The sequence below is a fragment of the Acidobacteriota bacterium genome (assembly GCA_033549365.1).
Classification (GTDB): Bacteria; Acidobacteriota; Aminicenantia; order Aminicenantales; family Saccharicenantaceae; genus JAWSUF01.
Genome location: JAWSUF010000001.1, coordinates 129,207 through 144,802 on the forward strand (window position 1 = coordinate 129,207; position 15,596 = coordinate 144,802).

General features: G+C 59.6%; 13 protein-coding genes. 6 read left to right on the top strand and 7 right to left on the bottom strand.

From position 1 onward, the window contains the following. Positions 1-19 precede the first annotated feature (19 nt). Together nadB and nadC are read right to left on the bottom strand one after the other, a co-directional pair. Positions 20-1,603, bottom strand: coding sequence for an L-aspartate oxidase (gene nadB / locus SCM96_00535; GenBank protein MDW7759109.1), 1,584 nt, complete (start codon positions 1,601-1,603; stop codon positions 20-22). Further along, positions 1,600-2,445, bottom strand: coding sequence for a carboxylating nicotinate-nucleotide diphosphorylase (gene nadC / locus SCM96_00540; GenBank protein MDW7759110.1), 846 nt, complete (start codon positions 2,443-2,445; stop codon positions 1,600-1,602). The genes nadB and nadC overlap by 4 nt, the downstream gene beginning before the upstream one ends. Before the next feature lie 148 nt (positions 2,446-2,593). Between nadC and SCM96_00545 the strand changes: the two genes are divergently transcribed. Genes SCM96_00545 through SCM96_00555 form a run of 3 tightly spaced genes read left to right on the top strand, consistent with a single transcriptional unit; the run spans position 2,594 to position 6,413 of the window. Continuing rightward, positions 2,594-3,634, top strand: coding sequence for a lysylphosphatidylglycerol synthase transmembrane domain-containing protein (locus tag SCM96_00545; protein MDW7759111.1), 1,041 nt, complete (start codon positions 2,594-2,596; stop codon positions 3,632-3,634). After that, positions 3,631-5,064, top strand: a complete 1,434-nt coding sequence (locus SCM96_00550) for a TldD/PmbA family protein (protein MDW7759112.1) — start codon at positions 3,631-3,633, stop codon at positions 5,062-5,064. Before SCM96_00545 ends, SCM96_00550 begins: the two co-directional genes overlap by 4 nt. Next, the gene (locus SCM96_00555) at positions 5,061-6,413 is read left to right on the top strand and encodes a TldD/PmbA family protein (protein MDW7759113.1); all 1,353 of its coding nucleotides are present in this window, start codon (positions 5,061-5,063) and stop codon (positions 6,411-6,413) included. Before SCM96_00550 ends, SCM96_00555 begins: the two co-directional genes overlap by 4 nt. 11 nt (positions 6,414-6,424) lie before the next feature. On the opposite strand, the gene SCM96_00560 is transcribed toward SCM96_00555, so the two are convergent. Together SCM96_00560 and SCM96_00565 are read right to left on the bottom strand one after the other, a co-directional pair. Next, positions 6,425-7,027, bottom strand: coding sequence for a nitroreductase family protein (locus SCM96_00560; protein ID MDW7759114.1), 603 nt, complete (start codon positions 7,025-7,027; stop codon positions 6,425-6,427). Between the two features lie 24 nt (positions 7,028-7,051). Next, the gene (locus SCM96_00565; protein ID MDW7759115.1) at positions 7,052-8,236 is read right to left on the bottom strand and encodes an MFS transporter; all 1,185 of its coding nucleotides are present in this window, start codon (positions 8,234-8,236) and stop codon (positions 7,052-7,054) included. 108 nt (positions 8,237-8,344) lie between these two features. Between SCM96_00565 and SCM96_00570 the strand changes: the two genes are divergently transcribed. Beyond that, positions 8,345-9,325 (top strand): class 1 fructose-bisphosphatase, encoded by a 981-nt coding sequence (locus SCM96_00570; GenBank protein ID MDW7759116.1) that lies wholly within the window; start codon positions 8,345-8,347, stop codon positions 9,323-9,325. Positions 9,326-9,340: 15 nt separating this feature from the next. Here the strand turns inward: SCM96_00570 and SCM96_00575 are convergent, their stop codons facing one another. Genes SCM96_00575 through SCM96_00585 form a run of 3 tightly spaced genes read right to left on the bottom strand, consistent with a single transcriptional unit; the run spans position 9,341 to position 13,139 of the window. Further along, a complete protein-coding gene (locus SCM96_00575) occupies positions 9,341-9,751 on the bottom strand; it encodes a DUF2177 family protein (GenBank protein ID MDW7759117.1) in 411 nt (136 codons plus the stop codon). A 9-nt stretch (positions 9,752-9,760) separates the two neighbouring features. Next, complete coding sequence (locus SCM96_00580) at positions 9,761-11,626, bottom strand: hypothetical protein (protein MDW7759118.1); 1,866 nt, start codon at positions 11,624-11,626, stop codon at positions 9,761-9,763. Between the two features lie 16 nt (positions 11,627-11,642). Continuing rightward, a complete protein-coding gene (locus SCM96_00585; protein ID MDW7759119.1) occupies positions 11,643-13,139 on the bottom strand; it encodes an MFS transporter in 1,497 nt (498 codons plus the stop codon). Between the two features lie 120 nt (positions 13,140-13,259). On the opposite strand from SCM96_00585, the gene SCM96_00590 reads away from it, so the two are divergent. Then, positions 13,260-14,717 (top strand): ROK family protein, encoded by a 1,458-nt coding sequence (locus SCM96_00590; GenBank protein ID MDW7759120.1) that lies wholly within the window; start codon positions 13,260-13,262, stop codon positions 14,715-14,717. After that, a complete protein-coding gene (locus SCM96_00595; GenBank protein MDW7759121.1) occupies positions 14,714-15,580 on the top strand; it encodes a PIG-L family deacetylase in 867 nt (288 codons plus the stop codon). Before SCM96_00590 ends, SCM96_00595 begins: the two co-directional genes overlap by 4 nt. Positions 15,581-15,596: the final 16 nt, after the last annotated feature.

The window sequence follows — 15,596 nt, forward strand, 5'->3', positions numbered from 1 at the left end:
CCGGGGAATGCCCGGAACTCTACGATCCGTTGACGATATAGTGCGATCCCCGGCTGACCGGATTGCTCAATGCGGCATGGGTGACCATGAGGGCGACCTGGATGCCGTGCTTGAGTCCGACGACGGACGGTTCCATGCGGGCTTGACGGTAAAATTTCTCAATCCTGTGACGCAGGTACTCGAGGTCGGCCCGGGCTCTGTCGAGCCGCTTCCGGGTTCGGATGATGCCGGCATAGTTCCACATGGTGGAACGGATGGTCAGCCAATCCTGGTTGACCAAAGCGGGATCGACCTCCTCCTCTTTTTTCGGATAGTACCAGCGATGAATGCCTGAAGGCTTGACGGGAAGCGCGGCCGGGCTGTTTTCCGCGATGTGGCGTCCGGCCCGGATGCCCCAGACCAGACCTTCAAGAAGAGACGTCGAGGCCAGGCGGTTGGCGCCGTGGAGACCAGTGCAGGAAACCTCACCGACGGCGTAAAGGCCGGCCAGCGACGTTCGCCCCCATTCATCCGCCATGACGCCTCCGCAACAGTAGTGCGCCGCCGGAACAACAGGAATGGGTTCCCGGGTGATATCGATGCCGTATCTCCGGCAGGTTTTGTAAATATTGGGAAACCGCTTGCGGATGTCGACCCGGGCATAGGAATGGAGATCCAGCAGGACATAGGCCGAATCCGTATTGACCATTTCCTCGTAAATGGCCCGGGTGACTTCGTCGCGGGGAGCCAGTTCTTTCTGCTTAGTGTATTTTTCCATGAAGGTTTTGCCGTCACGGGTTTTCAGACGGGCTCCCTCGCCGCGGACGGTTTCGGAAATTAAAAATCCGTCGACATCGCGGTGGTAGAGGGATGTCGGGTGAAACTGGATGTATTCCATATTGACGATGCGCGCTCCGGCCCGAAGGGCCATGGCATACCCTCCGCCGTCGGCCGATCGCGGGTTGGACGTGTAAAGGAAAACACCCCCGCATCCGCCTGTGGCCAGAACCGTCCGGGGGGCGAAAAATCTCTTGACGCGGCCGGTGGCGTTCTCCAGAACATAGGCGCCCAAACAGACGGGATCGCGGTAATAGGCAATGGGATCCTGCGAATGGTGGGGAACGGACAGAAGATCCACGGCGGTGTGGCCGGGATAAAGACGGACATGGGGATTTGACCGAAGAGCCTGGATGAACTTTTCCTCAATGGTTTGACCGGTCGTGTCCTTGACATGCAGAATGCGGCGGCGGCTGTGACCGGCTTCCTGGGCATAGTCGAGCGTGCCCGGGGCGCTCCGCGAAAAGGGAATGGCCAATTCGCCGATCAGGATGTCCTCGACTTTCTTCTTTCCTTCCCGGGCCAGAAGGGCGACCGCATCGGGATTGTTAATGCCGTCGCCGGCCTCGATGATATCTTCCTGTAGAAGCTCGGGGAAGTCGTCCAGGCCGAGAGAGACAATGCCGCCCTGGGCATAGTAGGTGTTGGATTCCCGGAGTTCTCCGTTTTTGGCGATCACGGCGACATTCAGACCGGCACGGGAGGCTTCCAAAGCCGCACTCGCTCCGGCGATGCCGCAACCGATCACAAGAACATCGGCATGGATGTCTTCTCTGTTGTCTTTCATGTCTCATCCTCGAATTCCAGGCTGATGTCCACGGACCGATAAGAATGGGTCAGGGCCCCTACAGAGATGAAGTCGACACCCAGCCGGGCGACGTCCCGGGCTTTTTCCGGCGTTATTTTTCCGGAAACCTCGAGCGGCACACGTCCGGCGACAAATTCCACGGCCTCCCGGATGCGCTCCGGGGTCATATTATCCAGCATGATGACATCCGCACCGGCGGCCAGAGCTTCGCGGACTCCGGCCGGGTCCGTGACTTCGACCTCGATCCGCGTATCCCGCCCCGTCTTTTCCCGGACACGCCGGACGGCCTCGGAAATGCTTCCGGCAACCTGGAGATGATTGTCCTTTATCAGCGCCATGTCGGACAGGCTGAAACGGTGGTTGGCGCCGCCGCCCATCCGGACGGCGTATTTTTCAAGCAACCGGAGTCCCGGGGTCGTCTTTCGTGTGTCCAGAATCTTCGCTCCCGTCCCCTCGACGGCGCGGACATAGCGGCGTGTTTCCGTGGCTATTCCGGACAGCCTCTGGAGAAAATTCAGGGCCGTTCGTTCGGCTTTGAGAAGCGACAGCGAACGGCCGTCGACCCGGGCCAGGATGTCTCCGGACCGGAACGCGGCGCCGTCGGCCGCATGGTCCGTGAACAGGACTTCGGGATCGATCCGATCGAAGACTCTTCGGGCCACATCCAAACCGGCCAGAACACCGTCTTCCTTGGCCAGAAAAACGGCTTCGGCCCGGTCTTCCGGGGAAACAATGCTTTCGGAGGTGACATCGCCTTGGGGCAGGTCTTCCAGAAGAGCGGTCCGGATCACCGCATCGAAATCTTTGTTGTTGAGCTTCACGCCGACGATTATAGGTTGTCACCCGGCATGAGTCAACGCGGCTCTCTCACGGCGCGGGATAGACCCGACGCCTTAAGGCCGTCCGCGGCCGGGCCGGATCCCAAAAAAGTAGGCAGGACGGGCCGTTTCGAGTAAAATGGGTTCTGAAATGACATCCCGAACAAAAAAAATCATCACGCTGGCCGTTTCGGCCGTTGTCTCGATTCTGCTGATCGGCATCCTCATCTCCCGCATTGAAACCCGGGATCTGGTCCGGACCATCCGGGACATTCATCGTCCGGCCCTGGCCGCCTATATTGCGGCCGCCCTGGCCGGCGCCGGCCTCCGGGCCTGGCGTTATAAGATCCTCCTCCATCCGCGCACGATCTCCTGGCCCGACATCCTGATGGTCACCTTCATCCGAAACAGCTTTGTCGATCTTCTGCCGGCACGCATCGGTTCCCTGTCGTTCATCCTGATCATGAACCGCCGCTTGGGGTTTCCTTTCGAATCCGCGACATCGGCGTTTCTCGCCTCCCTTGTTCTGGATTTCATCACACTCGGACCTTTTGTCATCCTGGCCGCAGCCGTTGTCGGCCTGGGCACCTCGCCGCTGGCCTCCCCTATTCTGGCGGGGCTGGGTGCGGCTTTTTCGGCCGTTTTCATCATCATTCTGATCGAACTTCCCCGATTCATCGACCTCTTCACATCTGTTTTCGGCAAAGTCCTTTCCCTATTCCGCCTCGATGCGCGGGCCTGGGCCGTCATGTTCCGGGAAAAGCTCCGGGCCACCTCTCTTTCGCTCAAGGATCTGAAAAAACGGCGCATCGACATCCCCCTCTTCGGCCTGTCGTTTCTGATTCGGGGCGCCAAGTACGCGGCGCTGTCTTTTCTGGTCCTGGCCTTGCTCCATTCCCACGGCGTGTCCTTCGCCGAATTCGGGTTTTTCAAACTCATCCTGGGCGTCACGGGCGCGGAACTGACCTCCGTCCTTCCCGTCAAAGGATTGGCCGGATTCGGCACCTGGGAGGCCGCCTGGGCCCTGACGTTCAGTCTCATGGGCATCGACGAAGGCCTGGCCATCATCAGCGGCCTGGGCGTCCATCTTCTGACCAATGTTTTCGAATACTCCCTCGGCATCGCCAGTTTGATCATCCTCCTTTTTCCCTGGCTGAGGCGATCCGCCCGCCGCAAACCCGAAGAGACATGAAGCGGACGGACCATCTTTCCTGGGTGGATCATTTCGGTCTTTCGCGGAAAGACATGTCTTCCATCCTGGAAACCGCCCTGTCCAAAGGCGCCCTGTTCGCCGAAATCTTCTGTGAACACCGTTTCCGGACGTCCATTCACATGGAAGAAGACATCATCAAAGAGACGGGGGAATCGATCAGCCGGGGCCTCGGCATCCGGGTGATTTCCGGCGATCGAACGGGATACGGCTATACCAACGATCCGACCCCGGAACGGATCCGGGCGGCCGCCCTGACCGCGGCTGCGGTTGCTTCAGGGCGCCTCAACCCCGGTCCTCCCGCGCCCCTCCGCCGAGTCCGGACTCGACCGGGAATCTACGGTGCCGGCCGGCCGGCCCACGCGTCCTCCCTGAGCGCTAAAATCGGGCTTGTCCGGATCGTCCACGATGCCGCCCGTTTCTGTTCTTCCAAGATCCAAAAAGTGTCCGTGAGCTTCCAGAACAGTCTCCAATATGTTTCGATCGCCAATTCGGAAGGCCTCGAGGCCCGGGATGTCCGTCCGCTCGTCAGACTCACCTGCACGGCCATCGCGGAAAAAAACGGCCGCCGGGAAATCGGCTTTTCCGGAGGGGGCGGGCGCATGGGGCTGGAGGCTTTCGGTTCCGGCGGTCGGGAGGCGGCCGGAATCGGCCGTGACGCCGCCCGGGAAGCCCTCATTCTACTCGACGCCGTCGATGCCCCGGCCGGAGATATGCCGGTCGTTCTGTCCCCGGGACACAGCGGCGTTCTCATTCACGAAGCCGTCGGGCATCTCCTCGAAGCCGACTTCAACCGCAAGAAAACCTCGGTCTTCTGGAACAAGCTGGGAAAATCCGTCGCCCCGGCCGCCGTCACCATCCGCGACGATCCGACCATTCCATTTTTCCGGGGATCTTATGCCGTCGACGACGAGGGCACGATCCCCCGGCGGACGACTCTGATCGAAAAAGGCGTCGTCGTCGGTTTCCTCCAGGACAGGCTCTCGGCCCGCCTCATGAAGCGTCCGCCGACCGGACACGGCCGGAGACAGGACTACGGCTGTTTTCCCCTGCCCCGGATGGCCAACTCCTACATCGAGCGCGGCGAGTATGCCCCCGAGGAAATCCTGAAATCCGTCGGCCGGGGTTTTTATGTCGATAAAATCCAGGGCGGCCAGGTTGAGGATTCCGGAAAATTCACATTTTCCGTCAGTCTGGGATATCTTATCGAAAACGGCCGGCTCGGCGCCCCCGTCCGGCAGGCGACGCTCATCGGATCGAATCTCGATGTGCTCAAGGGCCTCGTTATGGTCGGTTCCGATCTCGAGTTCGGACTTCCGACGGGAACCTGCAGCAAGGAAGGCCAGGATGTTCCCGTAACCGACGGCTGTCCGACGTTGAAAATCTCCTCGATCACCGTGGGGGGGCGATGATCCGCCCTCCCCGGCCTCAGGATCTCGCCGGGTTGGCCGAGGATCTCGTCGACTACGGCGGGAGCCGGGGCGCCGACGAAATCGAAGTTTCGATCTCCGACGGCCGTGAATTCCAGGTCGATCTCCGCAGAGGGCGCATCGAGAATCTTGTCGAGGCCGATTCGACATCCCTGGGGCTTCGCGTCATCAAGGACAAGCGAACGGCCGGGGCCGGATCCTCGGATCTTTCGCCGGATGTTCTGCGGGCCCTTGTCCGCGGCGCCGTCCGGAGAGCCGGGTTGTCGGAGCCTGATGGATGTTCCGGCCTCGCCCCTTGTGAAGGTTTGAAAATCGACATTTCGTCTCTTGACCTTCACGACCCTGTTGTGGAGAATCTCGATGCCGAAACAAAGATCGGACTGGCCCGTCGAACCGAACGGATCGCCCTGGCCGACAAACGGATTGTCAATTCCTACGGGGCCGGCTGCGCCACCCAGGCCATCACCACGATTCTGGCCAACTCCAGAGGTTTTTCCGGAAGTTTCCGGCAGACATTTTGCAGTTTGAGCGTCGGACTCCAGGCCGGGAGCGGAAACGCCCTCGTTGAAGACTTCTGGTTCTCCGCCCGCCGCCGTTTCCGGGATCTCGATCCCCCCGAAACCGTGGCCCGAATCGCCGTCGAACGGACCCTGCGCCAGCTCCATCCCCGAAAGATCCCCACCTGTTCGGTGCCCGTGATTTTTGAACCGATGGAGACATCCTGGCTTCTCGGTTTTCTTTTTTCCTGTGTTTCGGGAACAGCCGTTTATCAGAAGGCGAGCTTTCTCTCCGACCGGCTCGGCACACGCATCGGAAACGCCCGTGTGACCGTGATCGACGACGGGTTGAGACCCGGAGGTCCGGGAACGCGGCCGTTCGATGCCGACGGCCTTCCCTGCCGGCGGACGGTCGTCGTGGACAAGGGGATTTTAAAATCTTTTCTCTGCAACACCTACGCGGCCCGGAAACTCAAACTGGCGTCCACGGGGAATTCCGACGGTTCAGGGGTGAGTCCGGGGAATTTTTACCTCAAGCCCGGCAAACGGGATCCGCGGGACATCGCGGCTTCGCTCGACCGGGGACTCATCCTCACCCGAACCCTCGGACACGGACTCAATCCGGTGACCGGTGACATCTCCCGCGGCGCTTTCGGACTCTGGGTTGAGAAAGGGGAAATCGTCCACCCGGTGGCCGGGATCACCATTGCCGGGAATCTCGAAGGTTTGCTCAGAAATCTCGCGGCCGTGGGGAACGACCTGGATTTCCTCAGTCCGTTTTCCGGACCGACCGTCATGGTCGGCGAGATGACCGTAGGCGGCGCCGCCCCCTGAGATTTCGAGATCTATCGGTCCGGAATTTTCCGGAACCCGTTTTCGTGGAAAATATCGCGGAGCCGCCTTTTCGGCACGTGGAGGCGGCCTTCGATATCTTTCCAGTAGCGGGGGGAATCCGTCATCTCTTCGGCGACGGGATCCTCCCCGGGCCGGCCCAGGGCCAGGACGGAATCCACCCGGTAATCCTGTGGAACGCCCAGGATGTCCCGAATCCGGTCTCTGTCGATGCTCAGAAGCCAACAGCTTCCGTAGCCCAGGGACAAAGCCGCCAAGGTCATATTCTGCACGGCCGCCCCGACGTCGTATTCGAACATATCGACCCTGACAGCCGTGTTGACGAGGGTGACGATATAGGCCGCCGGTTCGAGCCCCGGAGTCGGATTTCCGGCCGGCGCGATATAGGCCGCCCACTTCAGACAGGAAAACAGACGCGGTTTAAGATCTTCTCCGTCCACGGCGACAAATTCCAGAGGCTGGAGATTGGCCGCCGACGGCGCCAGGCGGCCGGCATTCACAATGGTCTCCAGGTGGACCTTCGACACCGGTTCCTGTTCGAAACGGCGGATCGTCCTCCTTCCGAAAATCAGGTCGAGACATGACTCACCGCACATATCGGACCTCCCTTCAATGAATTTTTAATTCTCTTTGATTTCCGTTGCGGGAGCCTTCCGCATGAAGATCGCGGTGGCCAGGACGAGAAGTCCGGCGGCCGCAAGGTACATGGTTCTGTACCCGGCCCTGTCCGACACCCAGCCGAAGAACGGCGATCCCAAGCCCATCCCGACATCAAAGAATGACAGATAAAGGCTGATGGCCAACCCCTTGTTGTTCCGGCCCAGAAAATCGATGATGTACGTGCTCAAGGCCGGAAAGATGAGCCCCTGGCCGAGGCCTCCGAAAAATCCCGCCGCCGCGAAAGCGGCGGGGCTTCGGACCTGGGACAGAAACACCAGGTTTGCGGCAACCAGGACGGCGGCCGGGAAAATCACCTTCTTCCGGCCGTAGCGATCCGAAAGATCCGACAGGCCGAAACGTGTGATGATGGCGGCCAGGGAAAAAAGCACGAAAAACAGACCGATGCGCTGAACGCCGACCGAGCGTCCGAAGAGGGCGATGAAGTTGATCATGGCGCCGCGGACGGCGCCGTGAAACACAGGCATGGCCGCAACAACAATCAGGATGATCGGTCCTATGCGCCGAAGTCCCCGCAGGTCGGAAGGCCGGCGGTCTTGATCCATCCGGAGGCCGTCGCGCGTCAATGCGACACACAGAAAAGAGGCGACCAGAAAAACCAGACTGACGTTAAACAGAGCACCGAACCCGAATCGGGCGATCAGGGACTCGGCCAGCAGAGGGCCCGCGGCGCTGGCCACGAGGCCGGCGATGCCGATGACGCCCATGGACCGGGCCAGCCTGTCGACGGGCGCCATGTCGGAACAGATCGAGATCGTGGCCGTCATGGCGATGCCCCAACCGAAGCCTGTCCCGGCCCGGAGCAGAAGGGGCAGCCACCCGGCATCCTTCACGAGATGGAACATCGGAAGGACAAGGATCAGAAAGGCCAGTCCCGCAAGAGAAATCTTCCGTCCTCCCCGCACATCAATGCGGCGCCCGAACAGGGGCCGGATCAAAATCGCCATGACGCTGTGGACACCCATGATCAATCCGACCCGGCTTTTCGACGGTTGGAACTGTTCAAGAAAGAGAGGAAAGAGAAAAAAAAGCGTCACGCTCATGAACAGAAAAAAGTATCCCGCCAGGGCGACGAGAAAATCCCTGTTCCAGAAGTCCTGAGCACGTCCGTCGTTTTGAGTCGTCATGATCGATTAAAACAAGGATTGTACGCCCCGTAAAAAGGGGAAGTCAAATCTTCGGCCGCTTGACCTCTCATCTCCCGTGTGATAAGCATGAAGTCACAAGGAGGTGAGATGCTTCAATTCGATCAAACATTCATGGATTTTCTTCTCGATCATCAGGAGCGGCATCGACGGACTTATCATTTTCTCATTCTCATGAATGCGATTCTCAATGCGGCCAAGAGAATCCAGCACTACTATCTGACCGGCGCCCTGCGGGGCAATCTCGGCCTGGCCGGTTCCGTGAATGTTCAGGGGGAACAGGTCCTTCAAATGGACCAGATCGCCGACGAAGTCGTGATGCACTATCTCCGGAGGTCGGGACGCGTCATCCAGGCCGTAAGCGAAGAGGACGAGGATGTCATCCCGATGAACGTCGAGGGCGGGCGCTACTTCGTCTATTACGACCCGATGGACGGGTCATCCAACGTCCCTCACAACCTGCCCATCGGTTTTCTTTTCGGGATCGCCAAGCGCAATCTGGAGGGAAAAGAAGACTGCCATCTTCGCGCAGGGAACGAATTCCGGGCCGCCGGGATGTTCGTCATTCCCACCGGAACGTTCACCATCGCTTTGAAGGACGCCGGTTGCTGGCGTTTTCACATCGACGAAACCATGAACTATGTCCGCCCCACGCGGATGATGCTTCCCGAAAACCCCAAGACCTGGGAACTGTCCTTCAATACAGCCAACCGGGACACCTTCTCTCCGAAGATCCTCCGTTGGATCGAGGCCAACGAGAAACGATTCGCCTTCCGCTATCTCGGTGCGCTGGCCGGAGACTTTCACCGCATCCTGACCAACGGCGGGTTGTTCATGTATCCGGCCATCGTCAATCACCCCGACCCCAAGAAAAACCGGCCGCAGGGCAAACTCCGCCTGATGTACGAAGGCGCGGTGGCGGCGTTCATGTGCTGCGAAGCCGGAGGAGACGCCGTGGATGAAACGGGCCGGTCCATTCTGGATATCCAACCCGGCCACCATCACCAGAGGACGGCCCTTTATCTCGGAAACAAGACCCTCGTCCGGGAGATCGCCGGAATTCTATCCTGAACCGGGTCGAAATATTCAGGTCTTGATAATCATGCGTCCGAAGAGGACGGTCAGTACGGAAACCGCTCCACCCAGAACGGTTCCCCAGATCAAGTCCACAACGGTCACCTTGAGCGGCCAGTCTTTGAGCGTGGCCAGGTTGGTCAGATCATAGGTCGCATAGGCGATCAGACCGAACAGCGCGCCCTTGACAAAAACGGCTCCCGGGCTTTTAAAGAATCCCGGCTCGATGACAAAGACGAGCAACCCGACAATAAAGAGCAGATAGAAGAGGATGGCCGCCGTCCAGTTGACCTTCGGACTCAGCAGAGAACCCAGTTGATTGCGGTAGAAACCTTTGGCCGCAAAACCCAGCCAGATCATGTCGATGACGAAAAATACGGCCAGCGCCAAAACATAGAGGACAAGAAGATTCTTGAATGTCATGGGATCTCCTTATTGTAATCTCATCGCATCCTTGATGCGGGCGATCCAGCCGGCGGCGGCGGTGTAATTTCCCTGCCCATAGGCCTCTTCGAGCCGGGCCAAAAGACCGGCGATCGTCCAGGCCTGTTCTCCCGTCCAGCCGGATTCACCGGGCAGCCGGCCCCGGGCGGGCGGCCGGATTCCGAGAAACCTTTCGAAATATTCCGAGGCGCCTTCCCGGGAATCTTGGATCAGGGCCTGGGCGGAATGCGTGGAGAGAAAATCCCTGAGGCGGAAAAAAGCCAGATCCCTGAGGACATCTTGAGCCAAGCGCCTTTCGATGTCCGATCCTCCGGCGGCCGCCGCCGTCAATTCGACCGGAAGATCGAAATCACGAAAAGACCGGATGGCCTCCAGAATGATTCCGTTTTCCGCAAGCGTTTCGGGAAGAGCCTCCGCCCGGTAAAAAAGCACCGCCTCTTCGAGATCGGAACCGAGCCGCCGGACCTTTTCATCCTGAACGGATGCCGAAAAAATCGGGCGGGCTCGTCCCGGAAGATGAAATTCCCAACGGTCGAAGAATCCATTGCCGTCGGTGTCGTACATCCGGATTTCCCCCGTATCCCCAAGTCCCGCGAAATGCCCAACCCGTATCCAACCCTCCTCGGCACCGACAAGATGGATTTTCCGATCGACGCCGCTGTAATAGTACTCCCTGTGTTCGGACGGACGTCCGCTCCATTCCCGCCGGATATTCCAGTCCCTTCGGGATATTCCGGCCCCTTTCAGGGAGCGGCGTTCGCAGGTCCAGAACAGATCGTCCCAGAGCTCGGCCGATATCGTGCCGGACGCCGTCTCCGCCCCGGACACTCGGGCATCGGGCCCTTCCCGCCAGGAAAATCCGGTTTCCCCGGCCGGAAATCCGGCCGAGGTTTCGGCCAGCGTTTCTGGAAGAATGGCGACGGTTTCCTGAGGAGGCCGCCGCTTCGGATGGAAAACGGCCGTGGCGGCGGCCTCGAATAACGTTTGTCCGGACATCGCCAAACCCGCTTGCAACGTCCCGCTTTCCGGCTCCCCGAAAAGGAAGCCGATCTGGATGTCGCGAATCGAAACTCCTCCCTGTCCGTCAAGGTCGTTGTCGGGATCCGGCTTAACAGGGTCAACATGGATGCGATAGACGGTCCTCGGTCCGGCACCCGGCTCGATCTCCGAAGCGGTCAAAGGACAAAGCCCGGCGGCGATCCAGCGGCCGCCGTCCGGGTCAAACAGATTCCGGTAAAGAACGGCGTTTTCCGGAAAAGAAGCGTTCCGGTCGATGACAAGATCGTATCCGGAGAATCTCCAGGGCCCGTCTTCCTTAAGATCGCCCCTCAGAACAAGAACGCTTTTCAGGGCTCCGTTTTCGAATTCGCGGATTTCGACTTCGTTCGGTGATCCGTTTTCGTCCCCCTCGATATAGTCGACGATCCGATCCACAATGCCGTCGCAGTCGAAATCGACGACATAACAGTCATTCAGGAAATCCCCGCCTGCCGAAAGGCTGCCGTCCTCGCCGTCGTCGATCACCCAGACGATGGCTTCGATCGGATCGTCCGGATCGAGGGCCACCGTCTCCTTTCGGATGAGGATCCGATCTTTCGGAATTCCCCTCTCATCCACAAAAAAGCTTTCTCCCGGAAGAAGATCCAGGGCTTTTTTCCAAAGAGTCCTGTTTTTCAGGCCGAGGAAATGTCCCTCGGAAGAAAGAGCCGTCGGTCTCATCCACCAGGGACCCGAGGCTTCCTGACCGACGGCCAACGGTCTTTCGACCGGTTTTTCCGAAGACGGAAGGACTTGAGGGATGACACCCGCGAGGATTCCGGCCAAGGCCAGGGCCAGACGAAGTCCTCTTGTCATGGAACGGCGGCGGCCTCTAACTGCCCGACGGCCTCTCCAGTCCGTAATTCTGTTTCACGTCGGCCCGCTTGAGCTGGAAGGCCAGGAAAATGGAAATGACCCCCAAGCCGACAAGCATCAGGATGGGAACCGTGTAGTTGTAGACCGGGATTTCTCCGATGGCCCGCATCTCTTCGATTCTCGCGGCGATGGCCACTTCATCCAAACCCTGGGCGATCAGGCCTTCCCGGGTGGATTGGATTTTGGCCAGGACTTCGGGATTCGAAAGATCCAGGACCTTGCCGATTCCCCAGTAAAAGGCCGAAAGGCCGTAGTTCTGAATCGTGAACATGGTGGCATAAGCCGTTCCCAACCGTTTTTCGGCCACGATCTTGGCCACGGACGGCCACATGGCTGCCGGCACCAGCGAGAAGGCGACGCCCAGCGCGAAGAGACCGGTGTAGCCGAGAATCACGCTGTTGAGAAGGGACAATGTGATGTGGGCGTAGATGAGAAGAAACGAACCCAGGACCATGAGCGACGCCGCTTTCCCTTTTTTATCCACAAGACGCCCGAAAATCGGGGTAAAAAGAATGGTGCCCAGCGGGATGAGGCCGCTGACCTTGGGCCCATTCTGGAGATAGGCGCCGATCTTTTCCCAAAGGGTCATCCCGCCGAGGTCCGGCATGCTGAAGGTGAAGCCGAACTTGTTGACGAGAAGATCCGGAGCATACTGGAGGAAGGGAAAGACGGCCGAATAGAAAGCGACGCAAAGGAGGGAGATGAAAATGAAGGAGCGGTCGGTCAGCAGCTCGACCAGGTCCTTGAACTTGAACTTGTCCTCCTCGGAGGCCTCGGCCCTCGCGCCCATCTGCTTGTCCAGCTTAATGTCGAAAATGAGGTAAGCCAGGAAAAGAAGCGTGCCCACGCCGATGATCGAGGCCGCGGTCACGAGGGCCGTGCTGATCCGGCCTCCGGCGATGTCCAAACCGAAGGAAATGGCGAAAAAGCTGCCCAGCCGGCCGACAACGACGTTCAACCCCATGGCGAAGGCCAGTTCCTTGCCCTTGAACCATTTGACGATGGTCCTCTGGATCAGGACGCAGGTCGTCTCGAGCCCGACGCCGAAGAGAATCCGGCCGCCGATCATGGAGATCAGCATGGAGTTCTTGGTCGATCCGAAAACGCCCATGCTGCCGAGAGCGACCATGAAAGCGCCGACGGTGGCAATCAAGGCCAGGACGATCCCGGTCTTGCGGATGCCCCAGCGGTCCAGGGCGATGCCGCCGACGATGATCATCAGGGCCAGGTTGGCCCAGGTGGCCGAACTGATGAGCAGCCCGAACTGCGAACTGGTGAAGCCCAACTGACTCTCGAATAACCCCTTCAAGGGTCCGAGGGCATCCTGGAACCAGTACGTGCCGAACATCAGCACGCTGATCATGCCCAGGACCGTGAACCGGGCGGGAGCCGAATCCTTGAGGATTTTTTTGGCTTTATCGACCGCCTTGACCATTTCCGCCGACTTTTCCATGCAAAGCCTCCGTTCGCTCAAATTGATGGATTGAGGGATCATTCTATAAAAAAAAACATCTCCTGCCTAGCTTTTTTTTGCTGTGCTATAATCCCCTGCAGGTTTTCAAAGAACCAAGTCATGATGCGCGATACATGCCCGGAACGAAACGGACGCCTCCCGGACATTCTGGACATCGTCCCGAAAATCCTCCCGCCCCTGGATCCCGGATTTCGTCCTCCGGTTCTCGCCTGGCGGACCTATCGAGAGGAAGTCCGCGCTTCGCGATCCACTGTCCAGTCCCGAATCGCCATCGAACGGGAAAACGAACTCACCGCGGTCTTCGAATGGTCTGTTTTTCCCGAAGACCTCCACAAGGAGGCCACGTGCCGGCTGGTCGAAAGAACGGCCAAGTTCCTTCTCTGGTCGCGGGGCGGTTGGAAAATCGTCTTTCACGGGACTCAGGCGGCCGCCGGGATTCTCGGTCAGGCTTACGCAGCGGAAGGGCCGCGCGCTTTCGACGCAGGGCTGATGGCCCGCGTCTACAGCCGCCCCTTCGAAGTCCATGCGGCCGAAAGCCACGATTTTCCACGGGAAACGTCCGACCCGTTTCATATCGGCGGGTATACGGACGGCTGCCGGATCGGGTTCGACCTCGGTGCGAGCGATTACAAGATCGCCGCCGTTCAGGACGGAAAGGCCGTTTTCAGCGAAGAAATTCCCTGGAATCCCGGCGAGCAGTCCGACCCGGCCTACCACGAAACCCATATTCGTTCGGGTCTTCAAAAGGCGGCCGCGGCCCTGCCCCGGGTCGATGCCGTCGGCGGCAGCGCCGCCGGAATTTATATCGACAGCCGGCCGCGCGTCGCCTCCCTCTTCCGATCGGTCGGCGAGGCGGATTTTGAAAATAAAATCCGCCCGATGTTTCACAACATCCGCAGAGACCTGAACGTTCCCCTGGTCGTTGTCAACGACGGCGAAGTCACGGCCCTGGCCGGCCGCATGGCCCTGGGAGAGGCGGGCGTTCTGGGTTGCGCCATGGGATCCAGCCTGGCCGGCGGCTATGTCGATCCCGGAGGCCGGCTGACCGGCTGGCTCAATGAGCTGGCCTTCGCACCGGTCGATCTGAATCCCGAGGCCCCCAGGGACGAATGGTCGGGCGACCGGGGCGTCGGCGTCAATTACTTTTCCCAGCAGGCCGTCGACCGGCTGGCCCGCCGTGCGGAACTGGTCTTCCCGTCCGAAATGCGTCTCCCGGAGAGATTGGTCCAAGTCCAGAAGATGGCCGAAAAAGGCGGGGAGCAGGCGGATCTGGTCTTTTCGACGATCGGCGTCTATCTCGGCTATACTCTCCCCTATTATCGGGAGTTTTATGACTTCCGGAACCTGCTCCTTCTCGGGCGGGTGATGTCCGGAAAAGGCGGGGAGATCATTCTCGCCCGGGCCAGGGATATCCTGGCCGCGGAATTTCCGGAAACAAACCGGAATATCCGGCTTCATCTGCTTGACGACAAGACCCGCCGCGTCGGACAGGCCGTGGCGGCAGCCGGCCTGCCAAGTCTATCCCGCGACGCGGACGGCAAGGGAGACGGATCATGATTTTTCAATGGCCCGAAACCAAAGTTTTCGATCCCGACGGGCTGTCCGATGACGCGGCGTTTTCCAGGATTACCCATCTGGGAATCGGCGCTCACCAGGACGATCTGGAGATCATGGCATTCCATGGGATCCTGGAATGTTTCGCGAGCCCGGATCTTCGATTCGGCGGCGTAACCTGCACCGACGGGCGGGGCAGTCCCCGCGACGGCCTCTATCGCAACTTTACAGATGAAGAGATGGCCGCCGTCAGAAGGCGAGAACAGGAAAAGGCCGCGGTCATCGGCGAATACGGCCTTCTTGTCCAACTTCCCTATCCGAGCGCCGCCGTCAAGGGAAACGGCCGGACGGCTCTTCGAAAGGATTTGGCCGCCGTCCTCTCCGCCTGCCGTCCCCGCATCCTCTACACCCACAACCTCGCCGACAAGCACGACACTCATGTCGCGGTCGGTCTGGTGGCGCTCGAAGCCGTTCGAAGCCTTGCCCCATCCGACCGGCCCCGCGCCGTCTATGGTTGCGAGGTCTGGCGCGGCCTGGACTGGCTGTCCGACGAGGACAAGATCGCCCTGGACGTCGACGGGCACCCCGGTCTTGGGGCGGCCCTCATCGGTGTTTACGATTCCCAGGTGGCCGGCGGCAAACGATACGATCTGGCGACAATCGGCCGTCGGACGGCGAACGCCACCTATTTTCAAACGCATGCCGTCGACGCATCGGGTCAAATGATCTTCGCCATGGATCTGACGCCTCTGGCCGAGGACGACTCTCTCGATATCGCCGTCTTCATGGAACGTCACATCGAAAATTTCCGGGTCGATGTCGTCAAGAGAATCCGCCGTATGACGACAACCGGCAAACCGGAATGAATTTCGGAGACTTCTC